General features: G+C 47.4%; 18 protein-coding genes and 1 pseudogene. 13 read left to right on the forward strand and 6 right to left on the reverse strand.

Features of this window, described 5'->3' with window-relative positions:
* Positions 1-127 precede the first annotated feature (127 nt).
* Together ACDJ58_RS09075 and ACDJ58_RS09080 are read left to right on the forward strand one after the other, a co-directional pair.
* Positions 128-1,024, forward strand: coding sequence for an AraC family transcriptional regulator (locus tag ACDJ58_RS09075; RefSeq protein ID WP_413377232.1), 897 nt, complete (start codon positions 128-130; stop codon positions 1,022-1,024).
* A gap of 76 nt (positions 1,025-1,100) precedes the next feature.
* Positions 1,101-2,048 carry a divergent polysaccharide deacetylase family protein gene (locus ACDJ58_RS09080; RefSeq protein WP_413377234.1) on the forward strand — a complete coding sequence of 316 codons (948 nt, stop codon included), beginning with the start codon at positions 1,101-1,103 and terminating at the stop codon, positions 2,046-2,048.
* Here ACDJ58_RS09080 and ACDJ58_RS09085 read toward each other — a convergent pair.
* Positions 2,023-2,796, reverse strand: a complete 774-nt coding sequence (locus tag ACDJ58_RS09085; protein WP_413377236.1) for an N-acetylmuramoyl-L-alanine amidase family protein — start codon at positions 2,794-2,796, stop codon at positions 2,023-2,025. The two genes, ACDJ58_RS09080 and ACDJ58_RS09085, sit on opposite strands and share 26 nt — an antisense overlap.
* A gap of 193 nt (positions 2,797-2,989) precedes the next feature.
* Between ACDJ58_RS09085 and ACDJ58_RS09090 the strand changes: the two genes are divergently transcribed.
* Positions 2,990-3,214, forward strand: coding sequence for a YqzE family protein (locus ACDJ58_RS09090; protein ID WP_413377238.1), 225 nt, complete (start codon positions 2,990-2,992; stop codon positions 3,212-3,214).
* 95 nt (positions 3,215-3,309) lie between these two features.
* Here ACDJ58_RS09090 and ACDJ58_RS09095 read toward each other — a convergent pair whose 3' ends face one another.
* The 3 genes from ACDJ58_RS09095 to ACDJ58_RS09105 form a co-directional block, all read right to left on the reverse strand.
* Complete coding sequence (locus ACDJ58_RS09095; protein WP_413377240.1) at positions 3,310-4,359, reverse strand: hypothetical protein; 1,050 nt, start codon at positions 4,357-4,359, stop codon at positions 3,310-3,312.
* 183 nt (positions 4,360-4,542) lie between these two features.
* On the reverse strand, positions 4,543-5,766 hold the full coding sequence (locus ACDJ58_RS09100) for a YqhG family protein (RefSeq protein ID WP_413377242.1): 1,224 nt from the start codon (positions 5,764-5,766) through the stop codon (positions 4,543-4,545).
* Positions 5,767-5,768: 2 nt separating this feature from the next.
* On the reverse strand, positions 5,769-7,529 hold the full coding sequence (locus tag ACDJ58_RS09105) for a DEAD/DEAH box helicase (protein WP_063564756.1): 1,761 nt from the start codon (positions 7,527-7,529) through the stop codon (positions 5,769-5,771).
* 133 nt (positions 7,530-7,662) lie between these two features.
* Between ACDJ58_RS09105 and ACDJ58_RS09110 the strand changes: the two are divergent.
* Positions 7,663-8,172 (forward strand): annotated as a pseudogene (locus ACDJ58_RS09110) (HAD family hydrolase); the annotation flags it as partial.
* Between the two features lie 52 nt (positions 8,173-8,224).
* Here the strand turns inward: ACDJ58_RS09110 and msrA are convergent.
* Both msrA and ACDJ58_RS09120 read right to left on the reverse strand, forming a co-directional pair.
* On the reverse strand, positions 8,225-8,740 hold the full coding sequence (gene msrA, locus ACDJ58_RS09115) for a peptide-methionine (S)-S-oxide reductase MsrA (protein WP_024629294.1): 516 nt from the start codon (positions 8,738-8,740) through the stop codon (positions 8,225-8,227).
* A 51-nt stretch (positions 8,741-8,791) separates the two neighbouring features.
* Positions 8,792-9,481, reverse strand: coding sequence for a Crp/Fnr family transcriptional regulator (locus ACDJ58_RS09120; protein WP_413377244.1), 690 nt, complete (start codon positions 9,479-9,481; stop codon positions 8,792-8,794).
* A 79-nt stretch (positions 9,482-9,560) separates the two neighbouring features.
* Here ACDJ58_RS09120 and ACDJ58_RS09125 point away from each other — a divergent pair, with 79 nt between their 5' ends.
* The 9 genes from ACDJ58_RS09125 to ACDJ58_RS09165 all read left to right on the forward strand — a co-directional run bounded on the left by ACDJ58_RS09125 (position 9,561) and on the right by ACDJ58_RS09165 (position 23,214).
* Positions 9,561-10,367 carry an HAD hydrolase family protein gene (locus ACDJ58_RS09125; protein WP_413377246.1) on the forward strand — a complete coding sequence of 269 codons (807 nt, stop codon included), beginning with the start codon at positions 9,561-9,563 and terminating at the stop codon, positions 10,365-10,367.
* 139 nt (positions 10,368-10,506) lie between these two features.
* Entirely contained in the window at positions 10,507-11,067 is a 561-nt protein-coding gene (locus ACDJ58_RS09130; protein ID WP_413377248.1) for a flavin reductase family protein, read from the forward strand.
* Positions 11,068-11,581: 514 nt separating this feature from the next.
* The gene (locus tag ACDJ58_RS09135; protein WP_413377250.1) at positions 11,582-13,675 is read left to right on the forward strand and encodes an acyltransferase family protein; all 2,094 of its coding nucleotides are present in this window, start codon (positions 11,582-11,584) and stop codon (positions 13,673-13,675) included.
* Between the two features lie 224 nt (positions 13,676-13,899).
* The gene (locus ACDJ58_RS09140) at positions 13,900-15,213 is read left to right on the forward strand and encodes an extracellular solute-binding protein (protein ID WP_413377252.1); all 1,314 of its coding nucleotides are present in this window, start codon (positions 13,900-13,902) and stop codon (positions 15,211-15,213) included.
* A 144-nt stretch (positions 15,214-15,357) separates the two neighbouring features.
* Entirely contained in the window at positions 15,358-16,236 is an 879-nt protein-coding gene (locus tag ACDJ58_RS09145) for a carbohydrate ABC transporter permease (protein WP_413377254.1), read from the forward strand.
* A 39-nt stretch (positions 16,237-16,275) separates the two neighbouring features.
* Entirely contained in the window at positions 16,276-17,130 is an 855-nt protein-coding gene (locus ACDJ58_RS09150; RefSeq protein WP_413379568.1) for a carbohydrate ABC transporter permease, read from the forward strand.
* 29 nt (positions 17,131-17,159) lie between these two features.
* Entirely contained in the window at positions 17,160-18,965 is a 1,806-nt protein-coding gene (locus tag ACDJ58_RS09155; RefSeq protein ID WP_413377256.1) for a cache domain-containing sensor histidine kinase, read from the forward strand.
* Complete coding sequence (locus ACDJ58_RS09160) at positions 18,962-20,545, forward strand: helix-turn-helix domain-containing protein (protein ID WP_413377258.1); 1,584 nt, start codon at positions 18,962-18,964, stop codon at positions 20,543-20,545. Before ACDJ58_RS09155 ends, ACDJ58_RS09160 begins: the two co-directional genes overlap by 4 nt.
* Positions 20,546-20,637: 92 nt before the next feature.
* Positions 20,638-23,214: a beta-mannosidase gene (locus ACDJ58_RS09165; protein WP_413377260.1), complete on the forward strand. Its 2,577-nt coding sequence runs from the start codon at positions 20,638-20,640 to the stop codon at positions 23,212-23,214.
* Positions 23,215-23,287 lie beyond the last annotated feature (73 nt).

The following is a 23,287-nucleotide window of genomic DNA, read 5'->3' on the forward strand; positions in this document are numbered from 1 at the left end:
TGATTTGCACGATCGTCAGATCAATTGGTGCTCTGCTGATATGTACCTCTAGTCCCCAATTGTACCTTTCGGTGATGGAGATGAAAGGTTAACATCGAGACAAACTTGACTCGAAAGGAAACTTCCAATGAATTTTGCTTCCTTGCATCCCTATGTATACTTGGCGACCCGATACCCTTTTGCGAAGGGACAGTCGAGTTCTCCGCGAATTTGTTATACCAGCTCCATTTACTTGATCAGCGAAGGCTATGGGGTATTAAGTACAAATGGAAAGAGCAGCAGACTTGGTCCCGGTTCGCTGATCTATATTCCAGCAGGGCAACTGCATGAATGGGTGGCTGATTCGGATAACCCTATGGTCCACCTGTGTTGTTATTTTGATTGGCATTATGTGGAGCGAAAAGATGTATTTGATACGGCCTGTCCGGTCTGTTATCCGCCGCAGGTGTTACAACAAGCCTTTGTGGGCCCGACTTTTCCATATGCGCTTAAAGAAATATCAAAGGTGGAATCTCTGCAGATTTGGCAGGATCTTTTCCAGGATTTTTATAAAAGCGGGTCATATACCAATGAGCAGACTTTTATGTGGAGCTTGATGATTCAGCGTAATTTCCAGACGTTTATCGACTATTTTCTGAACTGTTGCATGGGAAATGACTATGTAACCCCTGATTGCCGGATATCTCATATGCTTAAAATTATAGAGCAGGACTTACTTCACGGAGCGCCCAAGCCACTGGATAGCTATTACAAAAGTCTCAATATGAGCCGTGGACATTTTTTTGAGCTGTTCAGGAGATCTACTGGATACTCTCCCATCCAGTATATGAATCACTTTCGTATTGGACGGGCGAAGTACGATTTGCTTCACACGACATTAAATATCACTCAAATTGCTGAAAAATATCACTTTAGCTCAGTTCATTACTTCTCCCGCCTTTTTCATCAACTGACAGGTCAGGCTCCGCGCCAATATCGCTTAAGTCAATCCAACACTGCGGCCTCAAGCGCTCCATTGGAATGAACAGGCTTTTTTTGTCTACATATTCCCCCTTCATTGTTCAAATAATGATGGGACAGAACAAAGGAGGGAACGATGGATGAATAAGGCCGGACGAAAAGGGTGGTCCTGCACCTGGAAATTTAAAATGTCAGTGGTACTCACAGGTACGATATTCATGGTTTACGGTGTAGGCCTCTCTGTCAGCAGTGCGGAACCACAGATTACTTCAGGGCAGACGCCCGAGCAAATTTTAACGGAGCAAACCTCAACACAAGTGCCTGGTTCAACTTCGGGTCAGTTATCACAAACTCCGGCAGACAAATCGCGGCATAAACGAATGGCGATCATCATTGATGACGCAGGGAATGACATGAAAGGTACATCTGAAATTTTGGCGACCCCGGTTAAGCTCACGTTGGCCGTGATGCCATTTTTGCCAACGACGAAGAAAGATGCGATTGCGGCACATGAAAAAGGAATGGATGTAATTGTTCACATGCCAATGGAGCCCAAAAAGGGCAGACCAGAATGGCTCGGTCCAGGAGCGATCACTTCCAATCTGACGGATGAGGAAGTGCGTGAGCGAGTCGAGAAAGCCATAGATGAAGTTCCTTATGCCGTCGGCATGAATAACCACATGGGTTCCAAAATTACGTCTGATAAACGCATCATGTCCATTGTATTGGATGTATGTCGAGAGCGTGGGTTGTTTTTTGTGGATAGTCGTACCAATTTTCGCTCTGTGGTAGGGGAATTGGCCATCACCAAAAACATGCCACCAGTCGGCAACGATATTTTTCTAGATGACCACAATTCCAAACAACAAATACGCAAACAAATGGATTTGGCAGCCCAACGTGCTCTCGACAAAGATGTGTGTGTAGTGATCGGTCATGTTGGCCATACCGGATTAAATACCTCTGCTGTCGTCCATGAATCCGTATCTCGGCTCAAAGGTCAGATTGAGTTCGTCGGTATTAGCGATCTGGTCCGAGATGTGTGGCATTGGCAAGCTGAACCTAAACTGCCGACAGATAATAAATAATGCCATTAGCAATGGACTGTGCAATCCGTTTCTGTTCGCCCGGGTCGCTGATCATTGCGCGATCGTGTGCATTGCTCAGAAATCCGGTTTCAACAATTACAGCGGGTTGCTTCACATGATTTAACAGGTAAAAGGGCTTGCCCCATACAACATCGCGCTCCGTCTCGTACAATTGATTAAGCTGATTCTGAATGGAACTTGCGAGCATGTAGCTTCGTCCTTCGTTCTGATGTAAAACAACCGGGCCTCGTGCAGAGGATCTTGGACTCCAGTTGGCATGGATACTGACGACGATGTCGGTACTGACCTCTTCGCTAAGGCTTTTGCGTTGAGCCAAATCTCTGCGATGACGTGAGCGACTGTTTAACCAGCGATTCTCGTCACTCAGCGCATAGTCGCCGAGTCGGTTAATTATGACTGAATAACCCTTGCTGCGAAGCAGGAGATACACCTTTTGGCTAATGGCTAGGTTGATGTCCTTTTCCAGTATTCCATGGTCTGTTGTTCCACCGTCAATGCCGCCGTGACCAACGTCCAGAAGGATGACAGGTGCTGCAAACGCATGATGAGTGGAGTGATAGGCATCTCCATCGGTTACCGGCAGCATGGATGGGCTTATGGGCGATCGTTGTGAATGCAATGTAGGCAGGTCTGTCAGGGCGAATGTCGCCGCGCTGGCATGGGAGGTTAGAGGAATGGAACTGATGCTGATTAGCAATGCCATCGATGCGGCCAGCAGCTTATACATGAGAATACACGCTCCTTCTTGAAATAGGCATCTTATGCAATAAGTGAGTGGATGGATACCTTTGGCATTAGACTGTGCATTCTTCTGTTTTTCATACTCCTTGCAGCAAAAAAATGTTTATTGAGGATCGCTTCTGCACACAATAGAGATAACATAAGCCCCGGCTTTGCCGGAGCTAAGGGAGGCAGAGGTTATGGCCAAAAGTGATGAGTTGGTGAAATACATTACAGAGCGAGTCGTTCATTATATCGACACTCCGAAGGATGAGCGTAAAGGACGCACCAAAGCCAAAGAGCCGTGGACAATGAAGTGGTTTGGAATGATTCCTTTTGCCGTATCTCTATGGGTTGGGAAAAAGGAAAAAGCGATGAATTCGCAGGGGGAAGTACAGAAACGAAGCTCTTCGGGTAAAGGGTAAATCAAGAACCAACGTAGGTAGTAGCTTCTTCCAAAGAAAAAGACGCATTCCTATGAAGAACCAGAGGAAGGCGTCTTATTTGTTGTGAGGATCGGTCACGGTTTCACGGCATAGAAATGCCCGTCCCGCAGCAAGGTCTGAAGAGGTACATATCGTCTTACCGAAGTATTCCCGCCAATAGCTACATACTGATTTTGAACTGTACCACGGTCGTCACGCCAGATGTGATAACCAGTGACAGGCAGAGGCCCGCCATACAAGACATTTTGCTGATCCGCAGAGAAAACGATCTTTTTATGTTCTTTCCATTGCTGATTCAATGTCTTCACGCCGCTGATCGAAAGTGCTTTTGACGTGATCCATAACAGATTGTCCGCGGGATCAAACAGAGGTTGCAGATCCATGGAGTCAACGGACAACGAGGAGACTTGTGGTGAATCTTCGGGCGTCATCACGACAGCTTGTACAGATATTGACCTAATGAACTTCATTCGTTTCGTAGCCTGCCGTGAGTCCGAATCCAGTGCATTCAAAATACCCGTTGGCAAGGTATCGCCATTGGTTGCGTCAATATAGATTGCATCATCATTAGGCCTTTCCACTTTCCAATAAGCGAGCAGGGGAGGCGCATAACGTAATTGAAGCCCTCCTCCGTCATTAATCATCTTCTTCAAGTTGAGTTGCTGTCGATCCAGAGCTTGATCCAACAAGGAAATGTTATACGGTCGTTGTTCTCCCTGGCCGTACTCGCTAAGTTGAAATTGTCTTTGGTCGTTAGCTGAAATAATCATATAGCCAACGGGTGACTCTCCAACATTAGCGTATACCAGCCAACTGCGTGTGCCTGGACCGAGGGGATAAAAATCCAATTGAGCATGATCCCAATGGTTCCCTTCATGTTCAGTACTTAGAATGATGGCTTGCTCGCGAGCAAATTGTTGTACTGCATCAGGAGCCAGTGTGTCGGAATGAAGTTCCGCCGTACTTTTGGCCAATGTAGAGGGTAGTATGGACCTAAATGCATTTTGAATTCCAGCACCTTCAGCTTGCAGTAAGGGGAGCAGGGTGATTACACATAGAAGGCACATTACAATTCCGGTTATTCGGCGAATCACGTTCCATCCCTTGTGGAAGGGTCGTTTCATGCTAACACCTACTTTTCTGGGGTACATATCATGACAAAACGGACTCCATTTTCGCTGCGTGATCGTTTCTAGTTCCATTTTAGAGGACAGGTTGTGCAAAGGTTGCTGCAACCTGTCGGGCTGCCACTCATGAAAAAACACTACTTTTGCCGTCATTTGCGAGAAAAGTAGTGTCTTCGTCGTCTATCTTAAATGAAACATGCCGCTGCTAATCGCGGTCACCTTCACTTTGGGCTCATATTGCCAGATCATCTCGGTACGGCGTGTTTCGTATTGCAGCTTCATAGCTTCCCGATCCATGACCGCTTGGCGGACTTTATCCTGTTCCGGGTCCGTTTCTGGTTCTGCCTGAACAGCAGCTTCAGCCGCGAGTTCGACATCTGATCCAATCATCACGCCAGTTGGTTCGACGGGCTGTAGATGTGCTTTCTGGATACGAGTAGAGCCGGAGCGAGAAGTATGAATATGGGCAGAAGGCCCAGCCCCTGCCTGATCCTGATCATTAGAAACCCTGTCTGTGCCGGAGGCAGAGGTTGTATCTACGTCAACCTCAGGGGTATCCTCTCTAAGAACTGCTTCATAGTACGTATCCACAACAGCAAGTTCCAGATCAAGCCGTTCTTTGGCTTTCTCTGCCCAGCTATAATCGAGTTCCAGCAAGCGGTTTGTCAAATGCGATTCCAGAGCTGCCCCGGCATCGGCTAGCGATACTTTGGCGGTCTGTACGTGCATATTCTCAGCCAGCCTTGGGCTAAGGTCACGCCTGTTCAGTTTCGAGCCGAACTTCTCGACAATTTCCCCTGTTCTGAGGGAGATACCGATAAAATGAAGTTCCTCTTTTTTCAGATCACAGGCGAATTCCACTTTAAAACACACACCAAGCCATGGCTCATATACTGCTGGTGCGGTAGCTCGCAATTGCCTTTTTGCAGCCTGTTCGAACAGGTTCACGAATGCGCCGCCTTCACGCGCTGCATTGAAGATCTGCTGCAATCTGCGGCTACCATATACAACATCTTCTTTCAAAATTCGTCCGGGTCCCAGCTGAGGCAGAGAAGGGACAATACCGAAGTACCGACCTAGAATAGTCTCTTTGGGAGCTTCGGGGGTACCGGGACCGGCACCTGGTGAGGCTGGAGGAGCTAACTTTGCTGCTTTTGCTTCCTCAGCTTCCAACGCTTGCTGATGGGCATCCGGATCAAAGACGAATGTAAAGGACATTGTCTCCGCAGGTGCCCCGGTTCGCTCCACAAATCCCCAATAATACGGACGGTTGGTTAACGCCTTGTCGGCTTCAGGTGAAAGCTTTACCGTAACATGGGCAGGAGAACGCTCCATAATCTGACAATCGAGTGTTTCCAGGTAAGTGAGCACATACGCCTGCACTTCATGGGGTGACATGGTCATGATCAGAGGCCTCCTTTACGAATGTCAAGCCCAGATACGGCTGGTGCCTCATCTGCGACTTCGCGCTGAATGGAGTTCAGCGATTGTCCAAGCGAGTCCATTTTCCGGCGGATATCCTCTTCGTTTTGTGATTCAAGCATGATTTTATACAAACTCTTTTCGATCGATTCCTTCTTCTCCAGCCGTTCCAGAATGACGTCCAATCCACCAATGACCATCTCGAACATATTAATCTTTTCATGAAGCAGATTCAGAATATGCTCCTCGATTGTACCTGTCGTCGAAAGGTTGTAGATGTTCACATCATGTTGCTGTCCTAGTCGGTGTACGCGACCGATCCGCTGCTCGACACGCATGGGATTCCAGGGCAGGTCGAAGTTGATCATGTGATGGCAAAATTGCAGGTTGATGCCCTCACCGCCCGCTTCGGTTGCAATCATTGCCTGCACGCGGCCGCGGAAGAGATCCATCATCCAGTCTTTTTTACCTCGGTTCATACCGCCACGGTAGGGAACCGCGGTCAGGCCGTTGTTGCGAAAATAATTGAGCAAGTACTCCTGCGTGGCACGGTATTCGGTGAAAATAATAACCTTCTCATTCATGTCACGAACGAGTTCCATCGTTTTTTCCGCTTTGGTATTTTCCTTGATCGCTTTAATATGAGCAACGAGCTCCCAAATCTTATCCCGCAGTGGAGAGTCCAGTGGAAGTTTCTTCGACAGATTGACCAACGTCACAAACACGGCATCCCGGCTGCTGCATACTTCTCGCTGCAACGTGACTAGGGAAAGCATGCTGCTCAGGTTGCCGCCCGCTTCCTGGTATTGATCCTTCACAAAGGAAGTCACCCCATCGTAAAGGGCCTGTTCTTCGGGCGAAAGCTGCAAATTCACATTGGACACATTCCGTTTGGTGAATTGAACAGGCCCTTCACCGCGACGGTTACGGATCATGACTTTGGATAACTCATCCTTGAGCTGCTCCTGATTTTTCGGGATGCGTTTGTCGACGACAAAGTTGGCTGCAAAATCACCCTGACGACCAAGCTGTCCCGGCTTGAGCAGGTTAATGAGGTTGAACAGCTCGCTCATGTCATTCTGCACCGGTGTAGCCGTAAGCAGCAGGCAGTACTTTTTCCGCAATTTCAGCATGAATTGATAGTTGGTTGTTTTTTTATTTTTGAGTTTATGAGCCTCGTCGATAATAATCATGTCGTAATCCGTATTCAGCAGCATATCCTTATGCGGGTCACGTTTGGCTGTATCCATCGAGGCAACCACGATTTCGTTTTGCCAGGAATACGCCTTTTTCTGTGCAATCGCAGGGATACCAAATTTGGAATTCAGCTCCCGGACCCATTGCAGTACAAGGGACGCAGGCACGAGAATCAGGACTTTGGATACGAGTCCACGGACCATATATTCTTTCAAAATCAAGCCAGCCTCAATCGTTTTGCCAAGTCCCACCTCATCGGCGAGAATGGCACGGCCTGACATTTCAAACAGTACTCTGCGTGCAGTATCCATCTGGTGAGGAAGGGGGGTGAGTCCCTGTAAATGCTTCAGACATTGGATTTCATCAAAGTTGGGAATCAGATTCGTCTCTTCGGCTTGAATGCCAAGTTGAAAGAGTCTGTAATCGCCCCAAGGGCCGCCTTTATCGAGTCTGGACTCCAGTTGGGTGATCCAGCTGCGATCGAATTCAAGCGGAACGGGTAGTTCTGCTGCAGGTTGATTAATTTGATGCGGGTTTTTCCGGTTCATGGTGCTTCCTCCCCTGCCATTCGTGATGACGGTTTATTCGTAGGTAATAGTATGGACGAATGAGAGGCAGTTCATAACCTTACTTGGGATAAGGGGTGATTTCAGTCGTGTAATCTGGAAGGGTTGTAAAATGATAGGTGGAGTTCCTCTACCCGTCGTCTGGGAGAATTTGTTGCCCGGATACTCGGACCAGATTAGACAACAAGCAAATGAATGGTTTCATGAGAAGTTGATCGCGAATATCGAGGCAGGCCATGGTGCGCTGTACCCGTACGTAGAAGAGTTCTTTCAATACTGCAAAGAGAAGAGTATACCGATATACATAGCGAGTAATGGACAAATCGAATACTTGAATGCCATCGTAAACTATTATCATTTGAATGAGTGGGTAACGGAAACATTCAGCATACAGCAGATTTCATCACAAAATAAGTCTGATCTCGTACGCTCCATCGTGGAGAAATATAAGATCACTCAAGGGATGGTAATCGGGGATCGATTGTCTGACATTAAAGCTGCGAAGGATAATGATTTAATCTCCATTGGATGTAATTTTGACTTTGCTCAAGCCGATGAATTAGCTCAGGCGGATCGGGTTATTGATAGCATCGGGGAGTTGAAGACCTTAGTCGGTGTACTATAAAAAGGATGCACAAAAAAAGCGGCCCATGTGGCCGCTTTATTATTTAAAGAGATTAACTCCAATATTTCTTGATAATTTCGTCGCGTCCGGAATAAATCCGGGATTCTTTATAATATTTTGGATCTTTGCGATGGAAATTTTGATGATATTCTTCCGCCGGATAAAATACGGAGGCTTCCTCAATGGCAGTAACGACAGGTTTATCGAATCGGCCTGTTTTGCCGAGTTCCTCTCGTGATTTCAAGGCCAATTGGCGTTGCTCTTCATTGTGATACAGAATGGCGGCCCGATATTGGCTCTTGCGATCATTACCCTGACCCGTGGCATCTGTTGGATCGATCTGCGGCCAGTACAGCTCAAGCAATTTCTCATATGGGAAAATGGCTGGATCAAACGAGATTTGCACAACTTCCAAATGCCCCGTTTCCCCGGTCAATACTTGCTCATATGTAGGGTTTTCTACGGTTCCACCCATGTATCCGGATATAATCCCGTGAATGCCGGGCTGCTCTTCAAAAGGACTTACCATACACCAGAAACATCCCCCGGCAAACGTTGCTTTTTCAATCACTGCTATTCCCCATTTCTCAGTTGTGTTTAATCAAGATTACTATGAAAGCTAGTCATAACGCAATCCATTTGATAGTTCATCCACCCGCTCCCAATCGAGCACAACAAAACCTTTTCTTTTTTTGCACAGGATTTCCAGATCGGACAGTTTCTGAATGAGGCGATTTAAGTGTCGTGGCGTTGTACCGATCACGGATGCTATTTCCGGAATGTGAGGCGTGCTAATTTCCTTGCCAAACTCTTTGGGCAGACGAGTAGACATCAAATAGATAGCGAACCGTTCTTCAACGGAGGAAAGTGAGTTGATTCGGGATGCCGCTGTACATGTCTGCAGTTTATAGGACAGATGTTTAAGAAGTTCATTCAAAAAACGATACTCCTGCATTAAGTTTCGTTCAACGGTTTGTATGTCTATAAACAAGAATTTGGAGGGCTGCACAGCCTGCACCTGTGACTGTACAACCACCTTCTGAATCAATTCAATATCACCAAAGATGGATAAAGGGTGGCAGAAACGCAGCAAAAGAGACTTGCCAGTCTCGACACTTGAGGAGACTCTGGTCAGACCTTTCACTTGGAAATAAAGCCCATCCAGCTCATCGCCTTCCGTAAGAACATATTCATCTGAATCATACTCCCGAAGCTGAATGGGAAGCGAAGTAGCGTCAGCAAAGATTTGTTCCAAATTAAAAAGGGACATATAAGGTTGTATTTTTTCGTATCCCCTGTACATTTTCATTTTTTTTACCTCGAATGGACATCGGTCCTTTTCATTATATATGAACTTGATATGATTAGAAAAACGAGGGGGAATGACGATGAAGTTTGTGTTTGATCTGGATGGAACAATCTGTTTTCAGGGGAAACCGTTAACCAGAGAAATGGTTCAGACATTGGACTTTCTTGTGGAGAAAGGTCATGAACTTATTTTTGCATCTGCACGACCGATCCGTGATTTATTGCCTATACTGCCCGTCCATATGCAACAATCTCCGCTGGTAGGGGGGAATGGAGGGTTTGTGTATCGCAGTGGACTTGAGATTTCCACAGTTTATTTGGAAGCATCCATTGCTGACCATATACTGGCGTTATTGAAGCAGCATGAAGCAGAGTATCTAATTGATTGTCAATGGGATTACTGTTATTCAGGCAACCCGGAGCATCCCATTCGAAGAAATCTGGACCCCGAGTGCAGAGCGAAGAACGTGCAGCTGGAGGAATTAACCGAGATTGTGAAGGTAGTGGTCTTAAGCAGCCGCAATCACCAGGAGATGCTGGAGGCATTGCACAACCTTCCTGTGGTGACCTACATGCATGGAACAGAGAATATCATTGATATTAGTCCTAAGGGTGTGAATAAATGGACAGGCTTGCAAGCACTTGGGGTCTCTCCCCATGATTACATTGCTTTTGGAAATGATGCGAATGACATTCCGATGTTTGAGTATGCCAGTCGTTCCATTTGCGTTGGGCAACATGAGAAACTTGCTCAGATTGCGAGTGAAATGGTAGCGAATCAAGAGAAGGATGTCATCGACAAAATCATTGAAATTGCAGAAAGATTAGAAGAAGAGAGTGGTGTATTTGGCGAGGCAATGGCAGAGGTCGAAGACGTTGCGACATGATCATAACTATCGAATTTGAGCATTAGAGACGGGCATGGAGGAAGTAATTCTTTTTCATCCTTTACTTATATTGTATAATAATGGATAAGAAAACGGCCTGTAACAGCTTTGGGTCAATTGAAAACGAAGAGGTGATCAGATGCGGAAACCGATAGATGAACCTATGTTTTATTCGTATCCCGGCATGGTGGCGGTAGTGACATCCCGTCATAAGGGAATGCAGAATGTGATGGCCTCAGGCTGGCATACCTATATTGGATCGTCTCCCGGAATTTATGGGATATCGCTGAGGAAGGAAACGTACTCTTATGAATTGATTGAGCAGAGTGGAGTATTCGGGGTACACTTCCTTCCGGGTCATCATTCGGAGTGGATTCAGGCTGCGGGAACCTTCAGTGGAAGAGACACAGACAAATTCTCGAAATTCGGGATTACATACGAAGAAGGAATCAAAGTGAACATACCACTTTTAACTGAAGCTTATTTTGCTTACGAGTGCAAGGTTATCGATATCACAACGTATGGGGATCATGAATGGATTGCAGGTGAAGTGTTACAGCGGTATCAAGACCCGGAATACTTCCTGGAAAATGGAATGGTTAATCTGGACAAATTGCAGATTCCAATGTACGTAGGACGATCCTCTTATCGGATCCTCGATGGGAGTGCGGAAGAGAAGGTTCATCCGTTTTACCTCTAGGGTCCTAGGCACCAAGATGCAATTATGAGCAAAACTTTCAATCCGGCAAGAGATAGGTTTATAATGGTTATTGGCTGCTGAGCAAGTCGGCAGCCTTTTCCTATTGGCTCAAGTGTACACTCCAGACCCTCAGAGGGATCTGCTCATATATGAAATAAAAGGTAAGGTAATATTAGCCATTCTATGAAAAATGCTGTATTTAACAATAAAATTAGAGTATGATTTTACAGCTATATATGCTTGGCAGGAAAGGTTACATCGTTTCATTGGATTGTAACTATTACTGTAATTTGTGAATAATCTTTCGGGCGTATAATGCTAAACGGGACATAACGACAAAGATATAAAGAAATCGTAATCATAAAACATCATGGTTAAGTAACACGTCTTCTTTATGTTGTAAATGAATGATGGAAGGTGCAATACGTATGTTAATGACAACCAGAACCACAAGGAGTTCTCGAACGCCCCAGACATGGATGATGTCGACTCACATTGTCAAGGAGGGGCTCGCATGTCACAATCATTGAAAAGCAAGCGGCATATGAACGGACTGGATGGTTTGCGAGCCATCGCTGTGCTTGCAGTTATAGGGTATCATCTGAATTTAGGTATTATTCCGGGCGGTTTGCTCGGTGTAGGCATTTTCTTTGTTCTATCAGGGTATTTGATTACAGACATTCTTTTGACACAATGGCAGGAGCATGGCCGGATTTCGCTCGGTGATTTCTGGGTGCGAAGAGTAAGGCGCTTGTTACCTGGCATGATCACGATGACTGCAGTGGTGATGATTTGGCTGCTTTGCACAGATCCATCTCGACTGGCTGCGTTACGTGGTGACATTGTATCGGGAGTATTATACATAAGCAATTGGTGGTATATCTTTCATAACGTTTCCTATTTCGAAAGTTTCGGTCCTCCATCACCCTTTGGACATTTCTGGTCGCTGGCTGTGGAAGAACAGTTTTACATTGTTTGGCCCCTTCTACTGGTCGCAGCAATCGTTTTGTTCAAAAGAAAGGGATGGCTGGTCGTCTTTATTGTCGTGGCAGCTGAATTGTCTGCTGGTGCAATGGCCATCATGTATAATCCGGATCTGGACCCGAGCCGTGTTTATTATGGAACAGACACAAGAGCATTCGCCTTACTGGCTGGCGCTGCACTGGCCGTGGTTTGGCCGAGTCGCAAACTATCGTCATCCCTTGCCCGCATCAATCGCCTTGTCCTGGATGTGTTAGGTTTAGCTGCGCTGGCTTGGTTAATCTACATGATGCTGAATAGCAGTGAGTACGACCCTTCATTGTATCGAGGAGGAATGGTACTTCAGGCCATAGCGACGACATTCCTCGTAGCTGTATTGGCTCATCCATCATCCTTCCTGGCACGGCTCATTGGCGCCAAGCCATTGCGCTGGATCGGGGAACGATCCTATGGATTATATTTGTGGCACTATCCTGTCATTATTCTGACGAGTCCAACGGTAGACACGGGTGGAGCACATCCTGTACGAATGGTTTTGCAGGTTGCAGCAACGGTTGCACTGGCCTCCTTGTCACTTAAATATATTGAAAATCCAATTCGTCATAACGGATTTCGTGATTCCTGGTCTCGGTTATGGGGAAGAGGGCGCAATACAACAGGTATTCGCAACGTATGGTGGAAGCGCGCTGGATTGCTGATGAGTATACTGTTGATGTGTTTTACGGTGTCACAGATGATGATTACGTCCGCAGCGAACTCCGATTCTCATTCGGTATCGATGTCGGCCACGCTGAATGGAGATCATTCCGTAACGGAGGAAAAAGGGCAGGACGTTCTCCCGGCAGCAGTAAGCACTTCCGGGGCGGACAACCAACCTGCACCACAGAAAAACGATAAACCAACAGCGAACGCTGGAGATCCACAAGGCAAAGGAGTACAGCAAACGACGAAGCCAGGTAAAGCTCCGAAATCTGAGGAACCAACTTCAGGTGAGCAGAAAGGATCAACTCCTGGCGACTCGAACCACGCTGTTGGTAAGCCCAAAGGAAGCACCGACAATCCGGGAAATCCAGAAGACAACGGTAATGAACAACCGGAGGATCCTGTCAATACGTCAGATTCCTCCAAAGAGCAAGAGGAAACAGCCCCTCCAGCCAAAGACGGCAAGATTCAGTATACGGTCATTGGAGATTCGGTTATTTTGGACGCCAAACCTTATCTTGAACAAACCATTTCGGGCGTGCACGTGGACGGTCATATCGGCCGTCAGATGTGGGAGGCTGCCGATGTACTGGATGGCCTGAAGAGAAATAACCAAATGGGCAGTCAGGTCGTATTGGAACTTGGAACGAACGGTTCCTTCAATTCCAAAAGTCTGAATTCTGTGCTGGATTACTTGAAAGATGAAGAACATGTTTATCTGGTTACCGTGCGAGTCCCTCGCCCATGGGAACGAACCGTGAATAAAGCACTGAACGAAGCGGCTTCCGATTATAGCAATGTATCTCTCATTGACTGGCACACGGCAAGTGAAGGGCATGACGAATATTTCGAAAAAGATGGCGTACATCTAACGAAGGAAGGTTCGGAAGCTTTTGCAGCACTTGTGAAAGACAGTATGAAATAAATCAGAACTTATCTATTCATTTATTTATAGTTCATGAATGGTTCACGAATCCACATACAGAAAGAGCTCTCATAATGAGGGCTCTTTCTGTATGTAGCAAAGATTGCAGGATCAACGGGGAATCCGATATTTTTCACCCCTGCATCCGTGCATCGTCACCTTACAGAATGATAGCGTTACCATTTACAATAAGTGTATTCAAATCGCCAAGGGGGACTATAGAGATGTTGAAAAAATGGCTTTCGGGAATGTTGGCAATGGTGCTGTTTTCCATCGTTCTGGCTGGTTGCGGCGGTGGGGACAGCTCAGAAGGCAGCGACAGCAAGGATAAAGTAACCGTCACCATCTGGCACAACTGGACTGGACAGGACGCCAAAGCGGTGGCGATGCGCAAAATCATTGAAGACTTCCGTGGGTCGCACCCGGATATTGAAGTCGTGGATGAAGGTCTGCCGACAGATGGCCTCAAAACAAGGCTCCGGACGGTGGCAGCGGCTGATGAAATGCCGGATCTGTTCGTCATGTGGCCGGATGCGATGACCAAGGAGTTTGTGAAAGGAGATCTGTTGCAGCCGATCAATGCCGAGCTGGACGCGAAGCCGGAATGGAAAGACAACTTTATTCCGAACGCTCTGGATGGATATACGGTGGACGGGGATATCTACTCGGTACCGATGAATCTCGCACCCACTTCCTTTATTTATTACAATGAAGCACTTTTTAAGCAGTACAACGTGAAAGCACCTGAAACATGGGCTGAGCTGGAGCAGGCCATTGCTACATTTAATGAGAACAAAGTAATACCGATTGCACTGGGGAACAAGGCCAATTGGGTGGCCCAATCGACGATCTTCAGTACACTGGCTGACCGGGTAACCGGCACAGACTGGTTCTTAAAAGCAACAGCGCAGGATGGGGCCAGCTTTACAGACCCACAATTCATCCAGGCGCTGGACAAAATGCAGGAACTCGGTAACAGCAAAGCATTTCAGGATGGCTTCAACAGTATTGACGAAACACAGATGATGCAACTGTACTTCCAGGGAAAAGCAGCGATGGTGATGAACGGCGGATGGGCATTGGCCAACCTTGTCAACAACGCACCGGAAGACATTTTGAACAATACACATATTACGATTTTACCAGCAGTAGATGGAGGCCAAGGTGAGGCCCGAACGACATCTGGCGTTGTAGGGACAGGCTTGGGTGTAAGCAAGAAGTTAAGCGGTGCCCAGAAGGATGCGGCCATGGAGCTATTCTACGCTTTGGCAGGTCCTGACGGTCAGAAGGCAACCCTGGATAGCAGCACGCTGGTCAGCTACAAGATTGATCTGGACAAATCAAAAGCCCATCCATTGTTTGTGGAGCTCTATGACTTAATGCAGGAAGCAAAGATTACTCCGGTGTATGATTCTAAGCTAGGATCTGCAACCGTCGAGGTTATCAACAATGGATTGCAGGAGCTATTGATGGGTGGCAAAGCCGCAGATATCGCGAATAAAATTCAGGCATCGCAAGCCAATGCAGTCGAAAATTAAGGTCATAGGTCATTCCGATCCAGATCTGGATGAGCTGTAAGATGCTTTGCGGTAAGATTCAGACCCCTTCCCGGTAGGGGAGGGGTTTTGCATTGATATCAAGAGTTGTAATTGCCAAAGGTTTGATGAAAGGAAGTGAGCAAAATGAACGCATTGCGGAGTCGACGTTTTATTATGCTGGGGCTCGCTCCAGCAGTTCTGATTTACGCGTTATTTGTATTTGTACCAGTCGTATGGTCAGCGTACTATGGATTCTTCAACTGGTCGGGGATCGGAGAGTCAAAATATATCGGACTGGATAACTATGTGGAAATATGGCATGATTCCGTATTTTGGAGGGCACTGAAAAACAACGTCATTTTTGTTCTAGCCTCGGTATTTGGGCAAATTCCGTTAGCGTTGATGCTGGCGGTCATTTTGCACAAAAGCAATCCGTTACAGCGTTTTCTGCGTTCAGCCGTATTTCTGCCGATGGTATTATCCACAGTAGTTATCGGTATGATCTGGCAATATATCTATCACCCGCAGATCGGGATACTGAACTTTCTGCTGGATGCATTGGGGCTGGAAAGCTGGAAGCTGCAGTGGCTTTCGGATGACAAAATCGCCATTTTCTCCCTGGTGCCACCGCTGCTCTGGAGTTTTGTCGGTTTGTACCTGATTATCTTCATCTCGGCGCTGCAGAATATTCCGGGCGAAATTCATGACGCTGCCAAGATTGACGGTGCTTCCGGAATCCGCAAGCTGGTTTCCATTTCTTTGCCCATGATCTGGGGGACGGTTCAGGTGGCGATCATTCTATGTATCTCGGGCAGCCTGAAATCATTCGATCTGGTGTATATCATGACCAAAGGCGGCCCGGCACATGCGACAGAGCTGCTGGCAACGTATATGTATAATTCAACCTTCACAACGTATCGCTATGGCTTCGGGAGTGCTATCTCGACCACCATCGTGCTAATCTCCCTGTTGCTTATCGGAACAAGCCAGTGGGCGACAAGCCGTAAGAGAAAAGAGAATTAGGAGAGAGGGGGGAATGTAATGAGTGTTACACCTTTATCGATGCCAACACCGGGGAATACTTCAGGCCATCCGGTTCGCCGATTCAGTAGTGGAATTGTTTGGACGCTGTTGACGGTCTATGGTATTTTAACATTGTATCCGTTCTATTGGCTTGTGATCAGTGCATTCAAAACAAATGAAGATTTCTATAGCAGGCCCTTCGGGCTTCCGGAGAAATGGAACGTGGAGAATTTCAGTAATGCTTGGGAAAGCTCCAAGCTGGGAACCGCTTTTGGCAATTCCCTGATTGTATCCGTAGGTTCGCTTATCATAACGCTGTTTATTGCAGCGCTGGCCTCATTTATACTCGCACGTTTCCAGTTTCGCTGGAAAGGGTTGATCATGACTTTCTTCGTTGTAGGCATGCTGATTCCCATTCACAGCACATTGGTTCCGTTATTTATTTTGATGAAACAGATGTCTCTGCTGAATACGTATTGGGCACTGATATTGCCGTATACCGCATTTGCGTTGCCAACCGCGATATTTGTGCTAACAGCTTATTTGACTAGCATTCCACGTGACATTGAAGAGGCCGCTTTTATTGATGGAACAGGTCTATGGGGGCTGTTCACCCGGATCATGCTTCCCATGTCTGTGCCTGCCTTGTCAACGGTCACTATTCTGAGTTTTCTGCACGCGTGGAATGACTTTTCGTTCGCACTCGTGTTTATTAACAAAACAGGTTTGAAAACGTTACCGCTCGCGATCGCCAATTTTGCCGACGGATATCAGACCGATTACGGCCTGACTCTTGCTGCCATGACCTTGTCCGTAATCCCGACCATCATTCTATACCTGGTATTTCAGGAACAAGTCATGAAAGGCATGACGGCCGGAGCAGTCAAAGGTTAAACGAAAGCGCATCCAGAGGAGGGAAAGGTGTGGGACGCTGGCTAACATCTTCACTGCAACGGAAGCTGTCTGTCGTGGTTACGGCTTCCATGATTGTGCCGCTGCTGGCACTGGGGCTGTTCGCCTTTCTGATCTCTTCCCGCATCACAGAACAAAAAACAAAGCTTTCGGGCATGGACACACTGAAGCAGGTGGAAGCGAATTTGCGCTATATGCTGCAGGATGCCGAGACGTTATCGATTTTTCTGATTGGAGAAAGGGACATTCAGCAGTATTTAAGTAGCGATGAGGACGATGTGCAGGAGCGTGTGGATATTCTGGGCAGGATGACCAATTTGGCCGCTTCCAAAAAATATATTGCCAACATTGCCATCTATCCGGAACGTTTCGATACGGCTTTGTCCACGGCTACATGGTATGAATCATCCAATGTATCTTATCCTCCTGCTCCGCGTGGTGATGCGGTTAAAGCATGGACTGGCGTATATCCGGTTCAGAATTATGCGGGCATCCAAAATGTAATAACATTGGTTCGACCCATTCGCAGCATCCATGATTATCGGCCCATCGGATGGCTTGCGATCAGTCTAGACGAGAAGGCAATCTCGAAAGGATGGGCAGCGCTGGGACTGGGTATGGGCGAAGGTCGACTGGAACTGATCGGTCCCACTGGAGAGATTTTGTCTTCCATGGACAAATCCCGTCTTGGACAGTCACTGGAGAAGATCGAGCCTGAAGTACATACGCTGATCCAACAGGAAGGAAGCGGAACAGCCACGTATGGCAGCGGCAATGAGAAACGTACTTTGCTCTATTACCCGGAACTGTTGACAGGCTGGACGCTGACCGGAACGGTTCCCTACGATCAGTATAAGTCCGAAAACGGTTATATTCTCATCCTCACTGCTGTTGCAGTGAGCCTGTCTGCTGCGATCAGTGCAGGACTTGTCTGGTTTACGGTGCGTCGAGTCACAAGGCCGCTGCGAGTTCTTACGAGACATCTGTCCCGAATGGATCCGGATCGACCACTGCCCCTATTCCGATCGGAAAGTGATGATGAAATCGGCAAGCTGGGAGAGAGTTATAATCTGCTCGGTGCACATATTGAGAGATTGAAAGAAGAGGTTATCCGTGGTGAAGCCCGCAAGAAGGAAGCTGATCTCAGGGCACTTCAGGCGCAGATCAATCCTCATTTTCTGTATAACACACTTTCATCCATTCACTGGATTGCCTTGATGTCTGAGGAAAAGCGGATCGCAGAGATGGTCGAGGGATTGAGTGATTTTTTGCGAATCAGTTTGAATCAGGGTAGGGATTATTGTCCTGTAGGGCAGGAGATTGCCCACATTCGCCATTATGTTCGTGTGCAGTCCATCCGTTTTCCCGACAAGTTCGCCGTACATTATATTGTGGATCCGGCACTTGAACAGCGAATGATGCTGAAATTGCTGCTTCAACCGCTCGTCGAAAATGCCATGATTCACGGAATTCAGCCGAAAGCGGGTATGGGCACAATTACGATCATGGTTCGTCAGGAACAGGAACGAATGAATGTGCTGGTTCTGGATGACGGTGCTGGTATGGAACGGGACAGACTGGAGCATGTCAGAAGCAGCCTTGTGTCATCGGATGAGGAAGAGCAACATGATTCAAACCACCATTGGACGGAAAAAGAGCCAATGAAGCAAACATCCCAAGGTGGTTACGGGCTCCGCAATGTGAACGAGAGACTACTGCTTCATTATGGAGCTGAGGCGCAGCTCGAAGTGGACAGCCGGGTCGGAGGTGGAACCCGAATTTCATTTTCTATTCCAATCTTGGAGGAATCGCCATGAGATTACTGATTGTTGATGATGAAGTGATTATCCGTACAGGGCTCGCCAGTGTAATCGCTTGGCATGAACTGGGGATTGAGCTGCTTTCGCCAGCAGCCTCGGCAGAAGAGGCGTTAGTACGCATGGACGAAGAGAGGCCGCATATTCTGATGACTGATATTCGGATGACGGGAAGGACGGGGCTTGAACTGGCAGAGGAAGGGCTGCATATGCTGCCGGAACTAGAGGTCATTATTTTATCGGGACACGATGACTTTTCATACGCTCAGCAAGCGATTCGTCAAGGTGTCACAGATTATCTGCTTAAGACGAGTAAGCCGGAAGAAATTATCAAGACGGTGCTTCAGGCCAAACAACGAATTACCGAACGATGGGCTGAGAAATCAAGAGAAGGGCAGCTGCTGCGAGAGAACAAACAGCGGCTGTTCGCTGGATGGATCATTGATGGAGACGTAGAATCTGGCCCTTGTCCTGTATTTCTCCAGTCGGGAATAAATGTGCAATCGGAATGTTCCTCAGACAAGGAGCAAGTGCAGAGACAGATTCTGATCTTGAAAGCTGCGGGGTGGAATCGTTCTTCGGCTACTTTGCTAAACTTTGCCGTGCAAAATATGCTGGAGGATGTCCTGCCAGGCGCAGTTGCACACATTCAAAAGGACCGGATTATCTGTGTTGTAGAGCTGCCGCCCGATGAGCAGGATTTCCAATTTACTTTGGGCATTGCATTAACCCGGATTGAGCAATTGTTAAAATGTATATTGCGTGCAGCAGCAGGTCAACCTTGCATGGAGGTTCAACTTCTGCATGAGAGCTACCGAACGGCGTCGATCGCGTACCGTTATCACGGGTTACTTGAGGACAGGATTTGGCAATATGAAGATGTCTTCCACCGCATAGGAGGTAAAACCGTCCTTCAACATGAGGAAGAAACCACCCTGGGGACATTGTTAATGGATAACGACTCGATTATGCTGACCACATGGACGCGAGAACTGGTGGATGAACTCCTGATGGACCCCGAAGTAACGCCAGAGTCTTTTGATGCCTGTCTGCATGCTGCGGTGAACGCCGGACAGCGTTGGTTGATTCGTACCATGCGAGCTATTGGAAGAGACGAACCGGAACGGTTCGAACCATGGAGGCCAGACCCGGATGCCGATGCTGGTGAACTCCGGGATCTGCTGTTTCATCATTTATATGGACTGATGCATACCTATCACAGTCAGATGGGGCAAGGGCGGACTACGCATGTACAGAAGGCTATTGCTTATATGGAATCCGGATTGGTACAGGATATTAGCTTGCAACATGTCGCAGGTCAGGTTCATCTGCATCCGGGTCATCTCAGTGAACTGTTTAAGAAGGAAACGGGCGTCACTTTTGGTGATTTTGTAACAGGTATGCGAATTAGGCGCGCGATGGACATGCTGGTGGTTTCTCCCGCAAAAGTAAGTGAAGTGGCGGCTATCAGCGGATATGAGGACGTTAAGTATTTTAGCAGGCTATTCAAAAAACATACAGGCAAGACTCCAAGTGAGTATCGCGAGGAGGCTGTGTCGTACAAGCCTTCCGGACATTAAAGGTGAGCAGACAAAACAACGAATGAAGTCATGTTTTTATTGCAAACGTTTTCGATATCGTATTACCAAGGAAACTGGAGAGCGAGGCAAGGATGAAGATGAATAATTCAAGTCAGGATTTGTCAGGGCAATGGAAGATTCAGCATTTCGAGGTTGGGGAAAAGCGGGCCATGGATGTTGCAGCGGCAGCGCTCGATGATCGATTCTGGATCGGAGCGGAGGTGCCAGGGGATGTGCACACCGCTCTGGTGGAACGCAGCATCATTGATCCGCCCTACTATGGGCATAACGATGCCAGGAGTCGATGGATCGAGCAGAAGGAATGGTGGTATCGTACTAACTTCAACCTGGTGAAGGATGGGGAAGCAGAGGAGTACTTTGAGTTAGTATTTGAAGGATTGGATACGTTCGCCACCGTATATGTGAACGGACATGAAGTGGGGCAAACGGCCAACATGCTCATGTCCCACACTTTTGATGTGACGACACTGGTTCGTAAAGGATGGAACGCTATAGCGGTCAAGTTCGATCCCCTTTATCTGCATCACAGAGACAGGGAGACGTTCGACTGGTCTTCGTATACGAAGGAACGGCCATGGTTGCGCAAAGCTGCGATGAATTTCGGTTGGGACTGGGGTCCACGGATGGTTACCGTAGGAATTTGGGGCGGGGTACGGCTGGAAAGACGAACGATCGCAAAGCTGGAGAACGTATTTGCACGTACCGAATCAGTGAGCAAGCAGCAAGCGGCTGTCCATGTCACTGCTGATGTGAAGTCTGTATTGTCTTTCCGTAGCAGACAGAAACGTGAAAAAGCTGTGGTTTTGTCATGTGATATACGTTTACTGGATGCGAGTGGTCAGGAAGTGGCACGGTCTGCTGAAGTCGTTGGGGAAAATGGTCTCGCAGATACAATACTAAAATTGGATTCACCGCAATTATGGTGGACTCATGATCTGGGTGAACCTTACTTGTATAGGCTGGAAGTTACACTATTTGCGGATGGGGTGGAAGTGGATCAATACAACGAGCCTTATGGTGTACGAACCATTAAACTGGCGCTTCATAATGAACAGGGTGAGGATGCCTTTACGTTTATTCTGAACGGAGTGCGTGTGTACGCGAAAGGAGCCAACTGGATTCCGGCCGACCATCTGATTGGTGCTATCCCCGCCTCCCGGTATCGTGAGCTAATTGAGCTGACCGTGGAAGGGCATATGAATATGTTGCGTGTCTGGGCAGGCGGTATATATGAGAAGGACGTCTTCTATGATGAATGTGATCGGCAAGGCGTAATGGTATGGCAGGATTTCGCTTTTGCCAACGCCTTATTCCCTGACTTCAATCGTGACTTCATGAACAATGTACGGGATGAGGTTGAAAATAATGTCCTGCGACTGCGCAATCGTGCTTCGCTTGCACTCTGGTGTGGCAATAACGAAATTGACTGGCTCTATGACATGAAGTCCGCGAGTGGAGATATTACCAGCCCCTTCTATGGAGAGCTGATCTACCATGAGCTGATCCCAGAAGTGCTTGAACGGCTGGATTCGTCTCGTCCATACTGGCCTTCCTCACCGTATGGGGACAGTCACGGCAATGATGCCAACGATCCGGCTGTGGGGGATCGTCATAACTGGCAGGTATGGCATGGTTCCGTCTATCCACGAAAACACGGCGAGCCGCCACTGCTGGACTACAGTATTGAGGGCGTGACATTCAAAAATTATAAAAAAGACAATGCCCTGTTCAGCAGTGAATTTGGCATGCATGCCTCAGCCAACCGTTACACGTTGGAGAAAAACATGCCTGCAGGGCAATTTTACTGGGGCAGTCCCGAAATGGCCTATCGGAATAAGGATACCAATCATCAGAAAGGCATTCTTCTGATGGAAGGATATACGGGCATTCCGCAAAATATCGAAGAGTACATGAACTACTCGATGCTGACACAGGCGGAAGGATTACGGTATGGCATTGAACATTTTCGGCGGATCAATCATCGCAATAGTGGAGCCCTTGTATGGCAGCTTAATGACAGCTGGCCAGGCACAAGCTGGTCCATGATTGACTACGAGCTACTACCGAAGGCCTCTTTTTATTACGGAAAAGTATTCTTTCATCCGATACTGCTGTCTCTGGAACATGAACCTGGTGAGCCGCTTACGTTATGGGTCGTGAATGATACACGGGAGATTCTGAAGGGACAGCTTCGACTTAATGTCTATGGACTGAATGGGGAAAAGGTGTATTCTAGTTCGCATCATGTGGTGACAGGTTCACAATCCTCCACTCGCATTGCAGAGTTGAGCGAAGCGGAAGTATTGGGAGGCAGATTGGCAGAAGAAGTGATGGTTGAATTGGTAGCCGAAGGTTTCACTGCACCACTGAATCGATATTTCTTACGTGATCCGAAGGATGTTAAATTGCCTCAATCGCAGCTCAGTGTGCATGTGAACGAAGAGGAGCAATCCGTATCGGTTACGGCCATTGGTGCAATTGCACGGTTGGTGAAGCTCGAACTGCCCCTTGGTCGCGTTCGTTTCAGTGATAACTATTTCGATCTGCTCCCTGGTGAGAGCCGTACGGTGAGATTGCGTCATCCCGATAAGCTGTCTCTGCCTATGACTGAGCTACGAGTAAGCGCCATGAATGGTAGTGAAGCCTGATCCCTAATTGTTTTTCAAAAGCCTTTGCGAATCCAGTTCACAGATGGTGGACATTCTGGTTAGTCATAACATA

The organism is Paenibacillus taichungensis, assembly GCF_047302525.1.
In the GTDB taxonomy this organism is placed as follows: Bacteria; Bacillota; Bacilli; order Paenibacillales; family Paenibacillaceae; genus Paenibacillus; species Paenibacillus taichungensis_B.